This window comes from Kocuria sp. KRD140 (assembly GCF_017168375.1).
Lineage (GTDB): Bacteria > Actinomycetota > Actinomycetes > Actinomycetales > Micrococcaceae > Kocuria > Kocuria marina.
On sequence record NZ_JABFAW010000001.1, the window covers coordinates 35,881 to 53,418 of the forward strand.

Annotated in this window: 16 protein-coding genes and 2 pseudogenes; 7 read left to right on the forward strand and 11 right to left on the reverse strand. The window is 66.2% G+C overall.

Features of this window, described 5'->3' with window-relative positions:
* Positions 1-137 (reverse strand): annotated as a pseudogene (locus J1M36_RS13055) (anthranilate phosphoribosyltransferase); the annotation flags it as partial.
* Between the two features lie 164 nt (positions 138-301).
* Between J1M36_RS13055 and J1M36_RS00125 the strand changes: the two are divergent.
* The 4 genes from J1M36_RS00125 to J1M36_RS00140 are packed head-to-tail and all read left to right on the forward strand — an operon-like array spanning position 302 to position 4,621.
* Positions 302-940 carry a heme-copper oxidase subunit III gene (locus J1M36_RS00125; RefSeq protein ID WP_064845194.1) on the forward strand — a complete coding sequence of 213 codons (639 nt, stop codon included), beginning with the start codon at positions 302-304 and terminating at the stop codon, positions 938-940.
* 57 nt (positions 941-997) lie between these two features.
* On the forward strand, positions 998-1,789 hold the full coding sequence (locus J1M36_RS00130; RefSeq protein ID WP_064845195.1) for a c-type cytochrome: 792 nt from the start codon (positions 998-1,000) through the stop codon (positions 1,787-1,789).
* A 58-nt stretch (positions 1,790-1,847) separates the two neighbouring features.
* Entirely contained in the window at positions 1,848-2,954 is a 1,107-nt protein-coding gene (locus J1M36_RS00135) for a Rieske 2Fe-2S domain-containing protein (RefSeq protein ID WP_369334586.1), read from the forward strand.
* Positions 2,954-4,621 carry a ubiquinol-cytochrome c reductase cytochrome b subunit gene (locus J1M36_RS00140; RefSeq protein WP_064845196.1) on the forward strand — a complete coding sequence of 556 codons (1,668 nt, stop codon included), beginning with the start codon at positions 2,954-2,956 and terminating at the stop codon, positions 4,619-4,621. Before J1M36_RS00135 ends, J1M36_RS00140 begins: the two co-directional genes overlap by 1 nt.
* Before the next feature lie 108 nt (positions 4,622-4,729).
* Here the strand turns inward: J1M36_RS00140 and J1M36_RS00145 are convergent, their stop codons facing one another.
* Positions 4,730-5,182: a hypothetical protein gene (locus J1M36_RS00145; RefSeq protein ID WP_206478247.1), complete on the reverse strand. Its 453-nt coding sequence runs from the start codon at positions 5,180-5,182 to the stop codon at positions 4,730-4,732.
* A 193-nt stretch (positions 5,183-5,375) separates the two neighbouring features.
* On the opposite strand from J1M36_RS00145, the pseudogene J1M36_RS00150 reads away from it, so the two are divergent.
* Positions 5,376-5,832: pseudogene (locus tag J1M36_RS00150) on the forward strand (IS110 family transposase); the annotation flags it as partial.
* 344 nt (positions 5,833-6,176) lie between these two features.
* Entirely contained in the window at positions 6,177-6,563 is a 387-nt protein-coding gene (locus J1M36_RS00155) for a hypothetical protein (RefSeq protein WP_206478248.1), read from the forward strand.
* 101 nt (positions 6,564-6,664) lie between these two features.
* On the opposite strand, the gene J1M36_RS00160 is transcribed toward J1M36_RS00155, so the two are convergent.
* The 5 genes from J1M36_RS00160 to J1M36_RS00180 all read right to left on the reverse strand — a co-directional run bounded on the left by J1M36_RS00160 (position 6,665) and on the right by J1M36_RS00180 (position 11,805).
* Positions 6,665-7,069 carry a cytochrome c oxidase subunit 4 gene (locus J1M36_RS00160; protein ID WP_064845200.1) on the reverse strand — a complete coding sequence of 135 codons (405 nt, stop codon included), beginning with the start codon at positions 7,067-7,069 and terminating at the stop codon, positions 6,665-6,667.
* Entirely contained in the window at positions 7,066-8,787 is a 1,722-nt protein-coding gene (gene ctaD, locus J1M36_RS00165) for a cytochrome c oxidase subunit I (RefSeq protein ID WP_206478249.1), read from the reverse strand. The genes J1M36_RS00160 and ctaD overlap by 4 nt, the downstream gene beginning before the upstream one ends.
* A gap of 10 nt (positions 8,788-8,797) precedes the next feature.
* Complete coding sequence (gene coxB / locus J1M36_RS00170; RefSeq protein WP_206478250.1) at positions 8,798-9,661, reverse strand: cytochrome c oxidase subunit II; 864 nt, start codon at positions 9,659-9,661, stop codon at positions 8,798-8,800.
* A gap of 277 nt (positions 9,662-9,938) precedes the next feature.
* Positions 9,939-10,307, reverse strand: coding sequence for an iron-sulfur cluster assembly accessory protein (locus J1M36_RS00175; RefSeq protein WP_167318504.1), 369 nt, complete (start codon positions 10,305-10,307; stop codon positions 9,939-9,941).
* 85 nt (positions 10,308-10,392) lie between these two features.
* Complete coding sequence (locus J1M36_RS00180; RefSeq protein ID WP_206478251.1) at positions 10,393-11,805, reverse strand: dipeptidase; 1,413 nt, start codon at positions 11,803-11,805, stop codon at positions 10,393-10,395.
* A 73-nt stretch (positions 11,806-11,878) separates the two neighbouring features.
* On the opposite strand from J1M36_RS00180, the gene J1M36_RS00185 reads away from it, so the two are divergent.
* On the forward strand, positions 11,879-12,556 hold the full coding sequence (locus tag J1M36_RS00185; protein ID WP_342358257.1) for a DUF3043 domain-containing protein: 678 nt from the start codon (positions 11,879-11,881) through the stop codon (positions 12,554-12,556).
* A gap of 72 nt (positions 12,557-12,628) precedes the next feature.
* Here the strand turns inward: J1M36_RS00185 and J1M36_RS00190 are convergent, their stop codons facing one another.
* From J1M36_RS00190 to leuA, 4 genes are all read right to left on the reverse strand, one after another.
* Positions 12,629-13,723, reverse strand: coding sequence for a quinone-dependent dihydroorotate dehydrogenase (locus J1M36_RS00190; protein ID WP_206478252.1), 1,095 nt, complete (start codon positions 13,721-13,723; stop codon positions 12,629-12,631).
* Between the two features lie 186 nt (positions 13,724-13,909).
* Positions 13,910-14,701 carry an isoprenyl transferase gene (locus J1M36_RS00195; RefSeq protein ID WP_064845845.1) on the reverse strand — a complete coding sequence of 264 codons (792 nt, stop codon included), beginning with the start codon at positions 14,699-14,701 and terminating at the stop codon, positions 13,910-13,912.
* A 79-nt stretch (positions 14,702-14,780) separates the two neighbouring features.
* Positions 14,781-15,539 carry a DNA repair protein RecO gene (gene recO / locus J1M36_RS00200; protein WP_206478253.1) on the reverse strand — a complete coding sequence of 253 codons (759 nt, stop codon included), beginning with the start codon at positions 15,537-15,539 and terminating at the stop codon, positions 14,781-14,783.
* A gap of 91 nt (positions 15,540-15,630) precedes the next feature.
* On the reverse strand, positions 15,631-17,385 hold the full coding sequence (leuA, locus tag J1M36_RS00205; RefSeq protein WP_144931862.1) for a 2-isopropylmalate synthase: 1,755 nt from the start codon (positions 17,383-17,385) through the stop codon (positions 15,631-15,633).
* Positions 17,386-17,538 lie beyond the last annotated feature (153 nt).

The window sequence follows — 17,538 nt, forward strand, 5'->3', positions numbered from 1 at the left end:
GTGTCGGGGACCTCGCCCGCCATGATGTTGTCCATGGCCCAGTAGGACTGGTCCCATGACAGGTCCTCGCCGCGGGACAAGCTCGTCAACACGTCTGGCCAGTGGTTGTTCGTGCGGGAGGCGTTCGAGGTAGTCACGGCTTCGACTCTATCGCGCCGTCACTCCGCGTGACGCAGTGCGGTGGCAGGCGGGGGCCGGCGGACGGGAGGGTTGTCCAGATCACACCTCGAGGACGCGACACGATGCGCTGCGGAGGCCGTGGTGGTTGGTTCGCCAGGAGTTTTGGCGACATAATGTCTCTGTGACAACTGCGACTCATACCCCAGCCAAACCGGTGGGCGCGACCATCACTCGCCCCAACCTCACATCCGTGGGCACCATCGTGTGGTTGTCCTCCGAAGTGATGTTCTTCGCCGGACTCTTCGCCATGTACTTCACTCTGCGCGCCACCTCCCCGGAGGTCTGGCACGAGAACACACAGCTGCTCAACGTGCCCATGGCGTTGGCCAACACCATCGTCCTGGTGCTGAGCTCCGTCACGTGCCAGTTCGGCGTCTTCGCCGCCGAGCGGCTCCAGCCCCGGCGCACCGGCGGCATCCTCCAGTTCACCAAGTGGGGCATGACCGAGTGGTTCGCCCTGACCTTCCTCATGGGCGCCGTGTTCGTGTCCGTGCAGGTCTACGAGTACGTCGCTCTCGTTTCCGAAGGCGTCACGATCGCTGCGAACGCCTACGGCTCCGCCTTCTACATCACCACCGGTTTCCACGCCCTGCACGTGACCGGTGGCCTGATCGCATTCCTCTTCATCATGGGCCGCGCCTTCGTTGCCAAGCGCTTCGGTCACTACGAGGCCACCTCGGCCATCGTGGTGTCCTACTACTGGCACTTCGTCGACGTGGTCTGGATCGTCCTGTTCGTGCTGGTCTACTTCATCAAGTAGGCCCCCAGGACCGTTCGCCCATCCAAGTTCTAGAACCGAGTAAAAGGAACGTTTGACGTGAAGGCACTCTCACAAAAGCGCCGCCATCCCATGGCAGCCCTCGCGCTGTTGGTCATGGCTTTGCTTCTGACCGGTGGACTCTACGCAGTTGCCACAACCACCAATGAAGCCAAGGCCGACACCACCACGTACTCGGCTCAGGACGTCGAGGAGGGGCAGAAGCTCTTCATGTCCAACTGCTCCACGTGCCACGGCATGCAGGCCCAGGGCACCAACACCGGTCCCTCCCTGATCGGCGTGGGCGCTTCCTCCGTCGACTTCCAGGTGGGGACCGGCCGTATGCCCATGCAGATGCAGGGCCCCCAGGCGCAGGTCAAGCCGCAGCAGTTCAACGACGAACAGACCAAGCAGCTCTCCGCGTACGTGGCTTCCCTGGGTGCCGGCCCCGCCGTCCCCGAGGAGGAGTACCTCGACATCAGCGAGGGCAACTCCGCCAACGGCGCCAAGGTGTTCCTGGCCAACTGCGCCATGTGCCACAACGCCGCTGGCCAGGGCGGTGCCCTGACCCGCGGCAAGTTCGCCCCCTCCCTCATGGGCGTGAGCGAAAAGCACATCTACGAGGCCATGCAGACCGGCCCGCAGAACATGCCGGTGTTCAACGACGCCAACATCACCCCCGAGGAGAAGCGGGACGTCATCACGTATCTGAAGACCCTCGACAACAACACCAACGTGGGTGGCTTCAGCCTCGGCTCCCTGGGCCCCGTGGCCGAGGGCCTGTTCATCTGGACCATCGGCCTGGTGATCGTCATCGGCTTCACCGTGTGGCTGACCTCGCGCTCCGCCTGAGAGCGCCCCGCCGGTACCCACCGGCACCCGAAACAGTATTCACAGCACCAAGAGAAGAATGAGGGACCACATGGGCGACCATCGTGACGGCACTCCCCACAAGAGCGGGGCGGTTGTCACCTCGGACGGAACGGGCACGGAAAACTTCCCCAACCCGGGGCTTCCACCGCACCGCCCCCGCGTGACGGACGTAGATCCCAAGGCCGCGAAGCGAGCTGAACACCAGGTGGTCCTGCTGTTCCTGATCTCCATCATTGGATCCATCCTGTTCTTCGTGGCGTACTTCGGTATCCGCGTGGACGGTCCTCTGTACGACGCCGTCAACACCGAGCCCACCGCGCAGCTGCGGTTGCAGAACCTGCTGTTGGGCCTCGGCATCGCCCTCGGCATGTTCGGCATCGGTATCGGGGTGGTCCACTGGGCCCGTACCCTCATGCCGGACCACGAGATCGTGGAGATGCGCCACGACCTGCGCCCGGAAGAGGACCGCGCCGAGGCGCAGGGCATCCTGAACACCATCTACGACGAGTCCGGTGTGCGGCGCCGCCCGCTGCTGCGCAACACGCTGATCGGCGCCGCAGTGCTCATGCCCCTCCCCTTCGTGGGTCTGCTCAAGGACCTCGGTCCCACCGACCTCAAGGTCCTGCGCCACACCATGTGGGACGAGGGCGTGCGCCTGGTACGCGACCCCTCCGGTACCCCCATCAAGGCGTCCGACGTGACTCTCGGTTCCGCGTTCCACGTGGTCCCGGAGAACCTCAGCAGCCTGAGCCACGAAGAGGGCTACCTGGACGAGAAGGCCAAGGCCGTGGTCCTGCTCATGCGACTGGCCCCGGAGGACGTCAACGTCTCCCCCGAGCGCAGTGACTGGAACGTGGACGGCATCTTCGCCTACTCCAAGGTCTGCACGCACGTGGGTTGCCCGATCGCCCTGTACGAGCAGCACACGCACCACCTGCTGTGCCCGTGCCACCAGTCCACGTTCGACCTCACGAACGAGTGCGAGGTCATCTTCGGCCCGGCATCCCGCCCCCTGCCGCAGCTGCCCATTACCGTTGATTCCGACGGCTACCTCGTTGCCCGTAGCGACTTCCACGAGCCCGTGGGACCGACCTACTCGCAGCGCGATCTCGCCGTCCAAGACATGCAGGATGAGGCGAACTAATGTCCACATCAACAGACTTCGAATACCGCCCCACGACCACCACGGGCCGGATCGCCAACTTCGTGGACACGCGCGTGGGCGCCTCCGCGATGGTCAAGGAGTTCGGCCGTAAGGTCTTCCCCGACCACTGGTCCTTCATGTTCGGTGAGGTCGCCCTCTACAGCTTCATCATCCTGTTGCTGTCCGGCACCTTCCTGGCGTTCTGGTTCGACCCCACCATGACGTCCTTGCCCTACAACGGCAGCTACGTCCCCATGCAGGGTGTCGAGATGTCCGGGGCGTACGCCTCCACCCTGCACATCTCGTTCGACATCCGCGGCGGCCTCTTCCTGCGGCAGCTGCACCACTGGTCCGCGCTGCTGTTCGTCATGGCGCTGTCCGTGCACATGCTGCGTGTGTTCTTCACCGGCGCGTTCCGCCGCCCGCGTGAGCTGAACTGGGTCGTGGGTTGCGTGCTCTTCATCTTGGCGATCGTGGCCGGCTTCTCCGGCTACTCGCTCCCCGACGACGTGCTCTCCGGTAACGGTCTGCGCATCGCGGACGCGATCGCCAAGGCCGTCCCGATCGTGGGTACCTACATCTCCATGTTCATGTTCGGTGGCGAGTTCCCCGGCCACGCGATCATCGGTCGCCTCTACATCGTGCACGTGCTGATCATCCCCGCGTTGATCCTCATGATGATCGTGATCCACCTGTTCATGGTCGTGGTCCACAAGCACACCCAGTTCCCCGGTCCGGGTCGCACCGAGGACAACGTGGTGGGTTTCCCCGTGGGTCCCATTTACGCCGCGAAAGCGGGTGGATTCTTCTTCATCGTGTTCGGCATCCTGGCCGCCATCGCCGCGACCACCACGATCAACGCGATCTGGAACTACGGTCCCTACGATCCCTCCCCCGTGCAGGCTGGCTCCCAGCCCGACTGGTACATGGGCTTCTCCGACGGCGGTCTGCGCCTGATGCCCGGTCACTGGCCCTTCTCGTGGGAGGTCAACATCTTCGGTCTGGCGGTTCCGCTGGCCATTCTGTTGCCGCTGATCCCCATGGCCCTGATGTTCGGTGTCATGTTCGCGTGGCCGTGGATCGAGCGTTGGGTGACCCGCGACAACCGCGTGCACAACATCCTGGACCGTCCGCGTAACGCGCCGTTCCGCACCGCCGTGGGCGCCGCCGGCGTCACCTTCTACGCCATCCAGATGATCGCGGCCAGCGGCGACCTCATCGCCACCCACTTCCACGTGGCCGTGAACGACGTCATCTACTGGCTGCGAGCCCTGTACTTCCTGGGCCCCATCCTGGCGTTCATCATCACCCGCCGCTTCTGCCTGTCCCTGCAGCGCAAGGACCGGGAGATCGTGCTCCACGGCCGCGAGTCGGGCCGCATCCAGGCCCTGCCCCACGGTGAGTTCGTGGAGGTCCACGAGCCCCTGGATGAATACCGTCGCTACAAGCTCGTGAACTTCGAGGACCGCGAGGTCCAACCCGCTCGTGCCAATGCCAAGGGCAAGGTCACGGCGAGTGAGAAGATGCGCGGCAGTCTGAGCCGGATCTTCTTCGAGGACCGTGTGGCCCCCGTGACGCCCGCCGAGCTGGAAGCGGCTCACGGTCATCACCACGCCGAGCCCGCCAGCGTCGGCGCCGGCTCGCACAGCGCACAGATCGAGAAGTAGGCCCCGGGCCCAGCTGACTCGATCGCTGATCGGGAGGGCCCGTTCGGATCACATAATCCGAACGGGCCCTTTCCTATGCCTCCAGCCCGGAGCCGGCTGGTCACTGTTCTATGCGCTGGCCTCGGCCTCCGTACGCGGCGTCCCGGAGCTGACGGGCACGGCAAGGGTGACGTTCCCGTCCCCATGGATGGTCTGACGATACGGTCCCACGGCGGTGAGCCCCTTGCCTCGAAGTGCCGTGTCCACCATGAGCCATGCGTCCCCGGTATTGACCGGCCGCTCCCCGAACCGAATGACAGCTGCCGTTCCGGCCCCCGGTAAGGTCACGGGGCGAGTACCCGTCATCGGCTCTCCGACGGCCGCTGTGACCCGAATCAGCGTCCTGTCGCTCGTTCCGTCATAGCAGAGATGCACATCCCGCGATTCGATGGCGCCCTGGCCGTTCAACCGCTCGAGAAGGCGAGCCACTGCCCCCGGGATCTCGGTTTCGTCCCGTACCGCTTCCGACATGCCGTGCAACTCGAGCTCCGGCAGGCCTACCAACGCGAGCCCGTGGGCCATTGCTCCCCCTTCCCCTGCAAGTTTCCGCATGGGTTCCATGGAACCATTTAACCCATGACACGGTGTCAGCCGAAGCGTCAGCCTCATCCCCGCTAGATGGTGGCCGCCGCCACTGTGGGCAAGAGAGCCCCCGTGACCTTCTTCGTGGCCCTTTCGTCCAGCAGGATGGAGGGGTGCTCACCGGTCGGCCAGCATGCTCGTGCAGCAGCGGAGGACAAGGGACTCGGCCCTGTCAGAGCAACCACAACCGGCGGTGTTCTTCGGCCTCGACGTCGGCGAGTCCGACCACCACGCCGTGACCGCGGCCGGGAAGACGGTCTACGACAGGGCACTGCCCAACGACGAGGCCCGGCTGCGCGATCCTGGATGACCTGGCCGCCCAGATCACCGCCACCTCCAACCGGCTGCGCGGGATGCTCCCCCAGATCCACCCGGCCCTGGAACGGGTCTTGGGGCCACGGGTCACCCACCCGGCGGTAGCCGACCTGCTCAGCCGCTACCCGACCCCGGCCACACTGGCCGCGGCCGGTGGCGGGCACGTGCGGGCCAGGCTCAAGAAGCACGCACCCAGGCTGGCCGAGCCCCTCACGAATGAGATCCTCGATGCACTGAGCCAGCAGACCGCGGTGGTGGCCGGGACCGAGGCAGCTGCCAGCTCGGCCCGGCGCATCCACCGTCACCTGCTGGATCTCGGGCACCAGATGCACCTGCGCACCGTGGGTCGGTGGCTGGCCCGCCTGGGGATTTCCCGCCTGCGCGACCGCACCCCGCACGGGGACGACCTGCGGCGGCCGCCGCGACGGATCCGTGCAGCATAGCCCGGGCACATGGTCCATCTCGATGTCGTGATGAGTTCATCTCTGCTTCCGCGCGGTATCCAGCACATCGGCGTCACCGCGCCCGATCTCGACGCCGCCACCCGGTTCATCGTCGACAGACTCGGTGCCGGGGTCGTGTACGACGGCCTGACCGCGGACGACGAACCACGCCGAGGGTGGAGGTCGAGCGTCAACTTGGCCTACCCGAGGGCGCGGCGATCCACAAGCAACGCATGATCCGCATCGGCAACGGTCCCAACCTGGAGGTCTTCGAGATCAGCGGCCAGCAGAGCGCCGAGGCCGGTCTGACAGATCTGGGGTTGAACTACATGTGCTTCTACTGCGACGACATCGACTCCGCGCTAGCGTGCCTCGTGACGGCTGGTGGTCAGGCCCTCAGCGAGGTGCACGAGAACAGGCGGTACGAGGACTCCGAGGGCAACGGGGCGGTCTACGTCAAGGCACCATGGGGAATGCTCGTGGAGCTCCAGAGCATCCCCGCCGGCCATTACTACCCCGAAGGCTCCACGACGCGGGTGTGGATGCCCGATCCCCGTTCATGAGGGGCGCGGCTGATCGTGAACCCTTCCCCGGTGGGACATACGACGAGGCCCGCACCATCCCATGATGGTGCGGGCCTCGTCGTATGGTCAGCGGATGCGGATCAGTGAGCGTGCTCCCCGCGGGAGTGCTCGAAGACCAGGCCCAGCAGACCGAGAGCGGCCACCGGGACCGCCAGGCCGATGATCCACCAGCCGACCGCCAGCGCCGTCACGAACAGCGCCGAGCCGATGCCGAGCAGCAGGGGCCACCAGCTCCACGGGGAGAAGGCCCCGTAGTCACCGGACATCTCCACGATCTCACCGTCCTCGCGGTCCTCCGGGAGCGTGCCCCCGGTGGACCGCTGCACGAGCCAGAGGTAGACCACGAGCATGAAGCTCATCGCGGCCACGGCCAACAGTGCGGGGAACCCGGCGAGTTCCTGGAACTCGGTGACGAATCCGTAGACCAGGCCCACCACGGTGCAGAACACACCAAGCAGCAGGAACGTCTTGATAGTTGCGCTCATCGTCCGTTCCTTCCGGTGCCGCCCACCAGGGGGGTGTCGGCCTCATATTGCTGGCTGGAGAACGCCGAGAGCTCCGGGTGGTGGAGATCCAGCGCGGGGCGCTCGGAACGGATCCGAGGCAACGAGGTGAAGTTGTGACGCGGGGGCGGGCAGGAGGTGGCCCACTCGAGGGAACCACCGAAGCCCCACGGGTCGTCCACTTCCACCTTCTTGGCGTTGCGGTGGGTGGTGTACACGTTCCAGAAGAACGGGATCATGGACACGCCCAGCAGCATGGAGCCGATGGTCGAGAACTGGTTCATCCAGGTGAACCCGTCCTCGGGCAGGTAGTCGGCGTATCGACGCGGCATGCCGTCCACACCCAGCCAGTGCTGGATCAGGAACGTCATGTGGAAGCCCACGAACAGCAGCCAGAAGTGGATCTTGCCGATCCGCTCGTTGAGCATCTTGCCGGTGAACTTGGGCCACCAGAAGTAGAAGCCCGCGAACATGCCGAACACGATGGTTCCGAAGATCACGTAGTGGAAGTGCGCCACCACGAAGTAGGTGTCGGAGACGTGGAAGTCGAGCGGCGGCGTCGCCAGGATAATGCCCGTGAGACCACCGAACAGGAAGGTGAAGAGGAAGCCGAGGACCCACAGGATGGGCGTCTCGAACGTCAGCGACCCCTGCCACATGGTGCCAATCCAGTTGAAGAACTTCACGCCGGTGGGCACCGCGATCATCATGGTCATGAAGGAGAAAAAGCCCAGGGCCACCGCGCCGGTCACGTACATGTGGTGCGCCCACACGGTCACGGACAGCGCCGCGATTGCGATGGTCGCGAAGACGAGACCCTTGTACCCGAAGATCGGCTTGCGGGAGAACACCGGGATGATCTCCGAGACGATGCCGAAGAACGGCAGGGCCAACACGTAGACCTCGGGGTGACCGAAGAACCAGAACAGGTGCTGCCACAGGATGGCGCCACCGTTCTCGGCGTCGAACACGTGGCCGCCGAGTCGCCGGTCCATACCCAGCGCGAACAGGGCGGAGGCCAGCGGCGGGAAGATCATGATGATCAGCATGGAGGTGATCAGCGTGGTCCAGGTGAAGATGGACATGCGCCACATGGTCATACCCGGCGCACGCATGCACACGATGGTCGTGATGAAGTTCACGCCACCCATGATGGTGCCGAAGCCCTGCAGGCCCAGGCCGAAGACCCATAGGTCACCACCAACGCCCGGACTGAATGTCGTGCTGTTCAGTGGCGCGTAGGCGAACCATCCGAAGGAGGCCGCGCCCTGCGGGGAGACGAACCCGGATACCGCGATGAGCGAGCCGAAGAGGAAGAACCAGAACGCGAGGGCGTTCAGACGGGGGAAGGCCACGTCCGGCGCACCGAGCTGTAGGGGCACGATCACGTTGGCGAAACCGATGAACAGCGGGGTGCCGAACATCAGCAGCATGATGGTGCCGTGCATGGTGAACAGCTGGTTGTACTGTTCCTTGGTCTCGAGGATCTGCATGCCCGGCTGGAAGAGCTCGGCGCGGATCAGCAGAGCCATCACGCCACCGGCGCAGAAGAAAATGAAGGACGAGATCAGGTACATGTACCCGATGGTCTTGTGGTCGGTCGAGGTGAGCCAGTTGACGATCACCCGGCCCTTGGACCGTGGGACAACGCGGGGTGCGGTCGTGGCCGCGTCGTCCCGCGAATATTCGAGCGTAGACATTGCCTATCCCCTAGTTGTTGGACGTTTCGTTGAGGTTCGGGTTGCGGTTGTACTCGTCCCCGAGGATGCCCGTGTTGCCTTCGTCGCGCAGGCGCTGCATCTGGGCGTCGTACTCCTGCTGGCTCACGACGGCTACGTTGAAGAGCATCTCGGAGTGGTACTCACCGCACAGCTCAGCGCACTTGCCGGCGAAAGTACCCTCGCGGCCGGTGGTGAAGCTCATGTAGTTGGTGCGATCCGGGATCATGTCGATCTTCTCAAGGAAGGCGGGCACCCAGAACGAGTGGATAACGTCGCGGGACGTGATCTCCAGCTCGACCTTGCTGTTGGCCGGCAGGTACAGGGTGGGCAGGGTTTCCTCGACGCCGGGCTCGCCCGTGAGGTGCGCCTGGATGCCCTGGTAGTGGACGTTGTCGTCCAGGTAGTTGAAGTCCCACGCCCACTGCTTGCCGTACACCTGGATCTTGACGTCCGGGTTCTCGAAGCGGTCCGTGATGGCCGTTTGTGCGCGGAACGAGAAAAAGAAGAGGGTCACGATCAGGGCGATCGGGACGATCGTGTAGAAGATCTCCAGCGGGGCGTTGTACGCGAGCTGGCGGGGGTAGCCGGTCTCGTTCTTACGACGCCGGTAGGCGACCATGCACCAGAGCATCAGACCCCACACCACGAGACCCACGCCGAGCGCCGCGATCCACGATCCGATCCACAAGTCGATGACCTGATCGGCGTTGTCGGTGGTGCCCCGTTCGGTGGGCAAGAAGCCCAGCTTCGATTGCTCCGAGCAAGCGGTGAGCGAGATCGTCGCCAGGACTGCCACTGCCGAGGCCTTGAGCGCTCGGCCGCGGCGGCTGCCGGTTCGAGTTTGCGAACTCACAGACGGCCCTTCCTCTTTGTGTGTGTGGGTTCCGCATCGGTCCTGCGCGTGGGCACAATGGACGCGTTGCCCGTGGATGGTTCTCCCTAGGAAGCTTACCCCTCCGCCCCCGGATCCGCTGACACTGTGTCAGCACGCCGTGTCGCGAGCGGGGCCGTCCGCAGACCCCGCCGATCCCCTCCCCTGCGTGCACCGATGAGCCCCTCGAGCGGGCACGAAAAAGGGGTGCGCACGGACCCTCTGAGGATCCGAACGCACCCCTGTTCGGTGCGGTCGATCAGTGGAAGGAGTCACCGCACGCGCATGAGCCCTGCGCGTTGGGGTTGTCGATCGAGAAGCCCTGCTTAGAGATGGAGTCCTCGAAGTCCACGGTGGACCCGCTCAGGTACGGGACGCTCATCTTGTCCACGATGACCTCCACGCCGTCGAAGCCGCGGACGTGGTCGCCGTCGAGGACGCGCTCGTCGAAATACAGCTGGTAGATCAGACCGGAGCAGCCGCCCGGCTGCACGGCGACGCGCAGCCGCAGGTCGGTGCGCCCCTCCTGCTCGAGCAGGTCGCGGACCTTCTGGGCCGCGGTGTCCGTGAGCAGGACCTCGTGGGTGGGCGTGTCCTGGGTGGTCTCGTTGTCGGTGGTGACGCTCATGGTGCTCACTTTCTGTGCGACGCGGGGTTGCGACCCCGGGTTCGGTGGATCCCTTCTGCCTGGTGGAACGCGCCGGCGCGGGGAATCATTCCGCGCTGCGCTCTCCCTGTTGGGCCAGCGCCGCGAGCACGAGGGCCTCGGCGGTGACGGCGTGCAGGAAGTCCCCGATGTGCAGGGATTCGTTGGCGCTGTGGGCCCGGGTGTCCGGGTCCTCGATACCAGTGATCAGGATCTGTGCCTCAGGGTACGCCCGGATGAGGGTCGCGGTGAAGGGGATGGATCCGCCCATCCCCGCCGTGACGGCCGGACGTCCCCACGCCTGTTCGAAAGCCCACAGGGCGATCTGCGAGCTCACGGCGCCGGTGTCCGCACGGAAGGCGGGGCCGGTCTCCTCGAGCGCGAAGCTCACGTGCGCGCCGAACGGGGCGTTGTCCTCCACGTGCTTGCGCAGCGCCTCCCCCGCTTCCCGCTCGTCCTGGCCAGGAGCAATCCGCAGGCTCAGCTTGGCGCGCGCGGTGGCCGCGATGGTGTTGGAGGCGGTCGCGACATCGGTGACGTCGATCCCCGTAACGGACAGCGCCGGCTGGGTCCACAGCCGCGACGAGATCGAGCCGCGCCCGGCAAGTTGCACACTGTCCAACACGCCGGCGTCCGCGCGGAAGCGGTCCTCGTCGTAGTCCACGTCCGTGTCGTCCTCGCTCAGCAGCCCCGCGACGGCCACGGCGCCGTCGTCGTCGTGCAGGGTCGCGATCAGTCGCGACAGCAGCGTGGGTGCGTCCAGAACGGGCCCGCCGAACATGCCGGAGTGCACCGAGTGGTCCAGCACGCTGACCTCTACGATCCCTCCGACGACGCCGCGCAGGCTCGTCGTGAGTGCCGGGACGCCCACTTCCCAGTTCGCGGAGTCCGCGATCACGATGACGTCCGCGGCGAGCTTGTCCCGGTGCGCGGCCAGGAAGTCCTCGAAGCCGGGCGAACCGGCCTCCTCCTCGCCCTCGATAAACACGGTCACACCCAGGCCCGATTGCTCGCCGATGCGCTCGAAGAACGCGCGCAGCGCGCCCACGTGCACCATAACGCCGGCCTTGTCGTCGGCCGCGCCGCGACCCCAGAGCCGACCGTCCTTCTCCACGGCCTCGAACGGCTCGGTGTTCCACAGTTCGCGCTTGCCCGGGGGTTGGACGTCGTGATGGGCGTACAACAGGATCGTGGGGTACCCGGGTGCCGCGGCCTTGCGAGCGACGACGGCGGGGTGCCCCGGAGCGTCCCCGAGGGGCTCGCGCAGGATCTCCACGCTGTCGAAAGGCAGGCCCCGGAGCAGACCGGCCACAGCCTCGGCACTGCGCTCGAGGTCGGCGGCGTCGAACGAGTCCCACGCGATGCCGGGGATCGCCACGAGGGAGCCGAGTTCTTCCAGCAAGATGTCCCGGGAACCGTCCACGCTCGCCCGGAGGGCGTCGACGGTGTCGGAGCTGGGACGTGTGAAGTCAGTAGCCATGGGCCCAGCCTAACGGCGGGAGCTCGGCGCGCACCGTGGCGAGCCCGTTCGGTTGCCTCCTGTCACGCGCGCGGTGACGTCGTGGCACTCCGGTAGGCTTGTCGGGTGTTTCGACGCAAGAAGTCAGCTGAATCCTCGGGATCCACCGCCGTGGGCGCGCGCGCCACGGCCGATCCCGCCGTCCCCACCAACCGGTGGGTATAAGAGACAGGGGCAGCCCGGTGGCGGGAGGACGCCCGAGGGCAAGAAGGGCCGCCCCACCCCCACCCGCAAGGAGCAGGAGGCCGCGCGTCGCCGACCCCTGATCCCGAAGGACCGCAAGGCCGCCAAAGCCGAGTCCAGGATCGCGGAACGGGAACGGCGCGCCCAGGCACAGGCCGGCATGGCCGCCGGAGACGAACGCTACCTGGGCCCGCGGGACGCCGGGCCCCAGCGCCGTTTCGCCCGGGACTGGGTGGACTCACGGTTCAACATCGGCGAGTACGTGCTGATCTTCCTGCTGTTGATCCTGGTCCTGATGTTCCTGCCGGTGCAGTCCGTGGCCATCACACTGATCTGGGTCGTGTACGGCTACATCATCCTGTGCGTGATCGACGCGATCATCATGTCCAACCGACTGCACGCGGCACTGCGCCGCACGTTCGGCACCGTCCAGCCCGGCACCCGCTGGTACGCCGCGATGCGTACCTTTACGATGCGCCGCATGCGCCTGCCCAAGCCGCAGGTGCGCCGGGGCGAGCGTCCCGAGTAACACCCGCAGAACCCGCGAGGGGCCGGCCCACCATGGTGGGCCGGCCCCTCGTTCCATCACTTCCGTGGGTCCTCAGTGCGAGGTGCGCCGTGCGGCCCGGCGCAGGCCGCGGTTGATCCGCGCCGCCCAGAACGGCCCCTCGTACAGGAACGCGGTGTAGCCCTGCACCAGGGAAGCACCGGCGTCCAGTCGCTCGATCACGTCCCGGGCGCTCGTAGCCCCTCCCACGGAGATGAGCACGAGGTCCTCCCCCACGTGACCTCGCAACAGCTTGAGCACCTCGAGGGAACGACGCCGCAGGGGCGCCCCCGAGAGTCCGCCGGCTCCACACGCGATCACGTCCTGTGCGTCGCTGCGCAGGCCGAGCCCGTCGCGGACGATCGTGGTGTTTGTCGCGACGATGCCGTCCAGCCCCAGGTCCCGGGCCAGGTCCGCGACCGCAAGGACGTCCTGGTCCGCGAGGTCCGGGGCGATCTTGACGAGCAGCGGCACGTGCCACGACGTGACCCGGTCCGCTTCCTCCCGCACGGCTCGCAACAGCGGTCGCAGCGCGTCGAGCTCCTGGAGTTGGCGTAGTCCGGGGGTGTTCGGGGAGGAAACGTTGACCACGAGGTAGTCCGCATACGGGGCGAGCACGCGGGTGCTGCGCACGTAGTCGTCCGTGGCGTCCTCGAGACCCACGGCCTTGGTCTTGCCGATGTTGACGCCCACCACGGGGCGCGCACGATGCGTACGGGCGGCGTCCTGGGCGAGGCTCTGCAGTGCCGAGGCCACTCGCGGGGCCACGGCCTCCGCGCCGTCGTTGTTGAAGCCCATACGATTGATCACGGCGCGGTCCTCGACCAGGCGGAACAGCCGCGGACGGGGATTGCCCGGCTGACCCTGGCCCGTGACCGTGCCGATCTCCACGTGGCCGAAGCCGAGGTTCGTCAACGCGTGGGTACCGGTAGCGCCCTTGTCGAAACCCGCGGCCAGACCGAATGGGGACGGGAAGGTGAGCCCCATGACATGGACCTCGTTGCCCGGATCCGGGCGGGTGAGGCGGTGCAGCACCCGCCCCAGGCCCACACGGCGGGCCAGCTTGATCCCCGCGAACCCCACGGTGTGGGCGAGTTCCGGGTCCATCCAGGAGAAAACGAGATTGAAAAAAGCGGGGTACACGCGCATGTGGCCAGTTTTTCACACGGGGTGCCCGCTCCCGGACCACCTCGGGCGCATCACCGGCGGGTATGCCAAGTGGGCGCTGATACCACGGGAAGACGAGTTCAGGTTACATACAATCTCAATCTCAACTCGAATTATAAGTATCAATATTCAGTTGAAACTCTAAATACTGAGGACCCAATTCGGCGGTTACTCCCCCGTGGCCGGGGCCATCTGATCCATCGCTCCCCCGTATCGTCGGTTGCGGTGAGCGTAATCCTCTACCGCACGCCACAGCACACGGCGGTCCATGTCCGGCCACAGGATATCCAGGAACATCATTTCCGCGTATGCGGACTGCCACAGCATGAAATTGGACAGCCGCTGTTCTCCCGAGGACCGCAGGAACAGGTCCACGTCCGGTAACTGGGGCTCATCCAAGTACCGCTGGACCATGTCCTCGGTAATCGACCCGGGCATGAGCCGCCCCTCCTGGACGTCCCGAGCCATCGCGACCGCGGCGTCGGCGATCTCCGCGCGACCGCCGTAGTTCACGCACATGGTCAGCGTGATGACATCGTTGTCCTGGGTCTCGCGCTCCGCGGTCTCCAGTCGGTTGATCACGGACTTCCACAGGCGGGGGCGCCGCCCTGCCCACCGCACCTTGATCCCCCATTCCTTGAACGTGGGCAGCTGGCGGGACATCACGTCCCCCGTGAAGTTCATGAGGAACGCGACCTCGGCTGGGGACCGTTTCCAGTTCTCCGTGGAGAACGCGTACGCGGACACGTACGGGATCCCCAGGTCGATGGCTCCCGCGACGACCTCCATGAGGGCTCGCTCACCCTCCCGATGCCCCTCGGTACGCGGCAGTCCGCGGTCGTTGGCCCAGCGGCCGTTGCCGTCCATCACGAGGGCCAGATGTCGGGGAATGGCATCGCGATCCAGGGCGGGCACCGTGGCACCGCTGGGATGGGGCGGCGGCGGGGCGAAGCGGCTCATGCGGGGATCCTTTCGAGAAGCGACGGGGTGGTCCTCCCCCACCCTAGAACTTCCCACCGAGTAGCGGGCACTCCCCGCCTCAGCCGTCCCCGCGATCCACGAGGGCCAGGGAACGCACCGTGCGCTCCATGTGCCATTGGATGTACGCCGCCACGAACCCGGCAGCTGCGCGCGCGGTCTTGGTGCCGGCGGCGTCGATCGTGGACCAGTCCCCGCGCAGCAGCCCGTCCAGCAGCACGAACGTGGCCGCACTGGGCGCGGCGGATCCCGGCGGACGGCACTGAGGACACACCGCACCGCCGAGGGCCGCGGAGAACGAGCGATGAGGCCCGGGAGCCCCGCACCGTGCGCAGTCCACGAAACTGGGCGTCCAACCGGCCAGGGCCACGGCGCGTAGCAGATAAGAGTCCAGGATGCGCCCCGGCTCGTGCAGACCACGCGCGAGGGCAGACAGCGCTCCCACGAGCAACTGGTAGTGCTGGACTGCGGTGTCGTAGTCGTCCGCGGTGAGTTTCTCCGCGGTCTCGACCATGGCCGCCGCGGCGGTGTATTTTTCGTAGTCGGCCACGATGCTCTGCCCGTATGCCCGTTTGCCGATGGCCTGCGACACGATGTCCAGGTTCCGTCCGTGCACGAGCTGCACCTGGGCCACGTGGAAGGGTTCCAGGCGCGCACCGAACCGCGACTTGGTGCGCCGCACACCCTTGGCCACCGCCCGGACCTGGCCGTTCTCGGCCGTCAGCAGGATCACGATCCGGTCCGCTTCGCCGAGGTCGTATGTGCGCAGCACCACGGCGTCGTCCCGATAGCTGCGCGATGCGAAGGTTGAACGGGCCATCGGGTCATTGTGTCACCTACCCCGGACACGACTCCGCTGCGGCGCACCCGGGTGCCCGCAGCGGAGTCGTCGGAGAAGGGAAGGAGCGCGCTCAGTCCTGCTGGGCCAACTGCGCGTCACGCACGGCGCGGTTGACCGCGGAGATCACGGCCTTCAGGGACGCTCGCGTGGTGTTGTTGTCCATCCCCGCACCCCACAGCACGCGGTCACCCACGGCGAGCTCCACGTAGCTCGCGGCCTGCGCGTTCGCGGACGCGGACAGCGTGTGCTCTGTGTAGTCCAGCAGGCGCACGTCCACGCCCTCCGCGTTGAACAGCTGAATCAGCGCGTCGATGGGCCCGGTGCCGTGCGCGGTGCGCTCGTGGTGCTCGCCGCCCACGTCCAGGCCGATCTCCAGGACCGTGTTGCCCTCGTCCTCGGCATGGGTGGAGATGGACGTGATGCGGTAGTGACCCCACAGCTCGCCGCCGCCGTCCTTGGCGGGCAGGTACTCGTCGGTGAAGATCTTCCACAATTGCTGCGCGGTGACCTCCGAGCCCGAGGTTTCGGTGTACTTCTGCACGACCCCGGAGAACTCGATCTGGGCCCGGCGGGGCAGGTCGATGCCGTACTCGCTCTTGAGCAGATAGGCCACGCCACCCTTGCCGGACTGGGAGTTCACGCGGATCACGGCCTCGTAGCTGCGGCCCACGTCCTTGGGGTCGACCGGCAGGTACGGGACGGCCCATTCCATGTCATCGATGTCCACGCCCCGCTCCTGCGAGTCCCGCTGCATGGCCTCGAAGCCCTTCTTGATCGCGTCCTGGTGCGAACCGGAGAACGCGGTGAAGACCAGGTCACCGCCGTACGGGCTGCGCTCGGGCACGGGCAACTGGTTGCAGTACTCCACCGTGCGGCGGATCTCCTCGATGTCCGAGAAGTCGATCTGCGGGTCAACGCCCTGGGTCAACAGGTTCAACCCCAGGGTCACCAGGTCCACGTTGCCGGTGCGCTCGCCATTGCCGAACAGGCACCCCTCGATCCGGTCCGCCCCGGCCAGGTAGCCCAGCTCGGCGGCGGCCACACCGGTCCCGCGGTCGTTGTGGGGGTGCAGCGACAGGATGATGTCGTCGCGGTGGTACAGGTGCCGGCCCATCCACTCGATCGAGTCCGCGTAGATGTTGGGAGTGGCCATCTCCACGGTCGCGGGCAGATTGATGATCATCTTGCGACCGTCACCCACCTCGAAGGTCTCGGCGACCTCGTTGCAGATCCGCGCGGCGAACTCGAGCTCGGTGCCCGTGTAGGACTCCGGGGAGTACTCGTACGTGACGTCGGTGTGCTTGAGCTGTTCCTCGTACTTGCGGCACAACCTGGCACCGGTCAGGGCGATGTCCACGATGCCGTCCATGTCGCGGTCGAAGACCACGCGTCGCTGCAGGGTGGACGTGGAGTTGTACAGGTGCACGATCGCGTGCGGTGCGCCCTCGATCGCCTCGTACGTGCGCTCGATCAGGTGCTCGCGGGACTGCGTGAGCACCTGGATGGAGACGTCCTCCGGGATCAGGTCGTCCTCGACCAGGGTGCGCACGAAGTCGAAATCGGTCTGCGAGGCGGACGGGAAGCCCACCTCGATCTCCTTGTAGCCCATCTTCACCAGCAACTGGAACATCTTCAGTTTGCGCTCGGAGTCCATGGGGTCGATCAACGCCTGGTTGCCGTCCCGCAGGTCTACGGCGCACCAGCGCGGGGCCGTGGTGGCCACCTTGTCCGGCCACGTGCGGTCGGACATGTCGAACGGGAAGTTGTGGTGGTACGGGGTGTACTTGTGGACGGGCATTCCGGAGGGACGCTGCAAATTCTTCATGGGAAGGGGGCCTTTCGATCAGAAGCTTGTGGGCCGGCACCACGGAACTCCGCAGCGGGTGGTCGGCCGTGAGGATCGGTTCAGGCCCCGCTGCGGCACGTAAGCAGGAGTAGCGTCATCCCTTGCCGCATGTGATCCAACGTACCACTAGGT

Bases quoted from the DNA above. Each gene is read 5' to 3' on its own strand.
- J1M36_RS00175 (WP_167318504.1), bottom strand. From the start codon at position 10,307: ATGAGCGTCACCACCGACAACGAGACCACCCAGGACACGCCCACCCAC.
- J1M36_RS00180 (WP_206478251.1), bottom strand. From the start codon at position 11,805: ATGGCTACTGACTTCACACGTCCCAGCTCCGACACCGTCGACGCCCTC.
- J1M36_RS00135 (WP_369334586.1), top strand. From the start codon at position 1,848: ATGAGGGACCACATGGGCGACCATCGTGACGGCACTCCCCACAAGAGC.
- leuA (WP_144931862.1), bottom strand. From the start codon at position 17,385: ATGAAGAATTTGCAGCGTCCCTCCGGAATGCCCGTCCACAAGTACACC.
- J1M36_RS00160 (WP_064845200.1), bottom strand. From the start codon at position 7,069: ATGAGCGCAACTATCAAGACGTTCCTGCTGCTTGGTGTGTTCTGCACC.
- J1M36_RS00140 (WP_064845196.1), top strand. From the start codon at position 2,954: ATGTCCACATCAACAGACTTCGAATACCGCCCCACGACCACCACGGGC.
- recO (WP_206478253.1), bottom strand. From the start codon at position 15,539: ATGGCCCGTTCAACCTTCGCATCGCGCAGCTATCGGGACGACGCCGTG.
- J1M36_RS00145 (WP_206478247.1), bottom strand. From the start codon at position 5,182: ATGGCCCACGGGCTCGCGTTGGTAGGCCTGCCGGAGCTCGAGTTGCAC.
- J1M36_RS00195 (WP_064845845.1), bottom strand. From the start codon at position 14,701: ATGAGCCGCTTCGCCCCGCCGCCGCCCCATCCCAGCGGTGCCACGGTG.
- ctaD (WP_206478249.1), bottom strand. From the start codon at position 8,787: ATGTCTACGCTCGAATATTCGCGGGACGACGCGGCCACGACCGCACCC.
- J1M36_RS00190 (WP_206478252.1), bottom strand. From the start codon at position 13,723: ATGCGCGTGTACCCCGCTTTTTTCAATCTCGTTTTCTCCTGGATGGAC.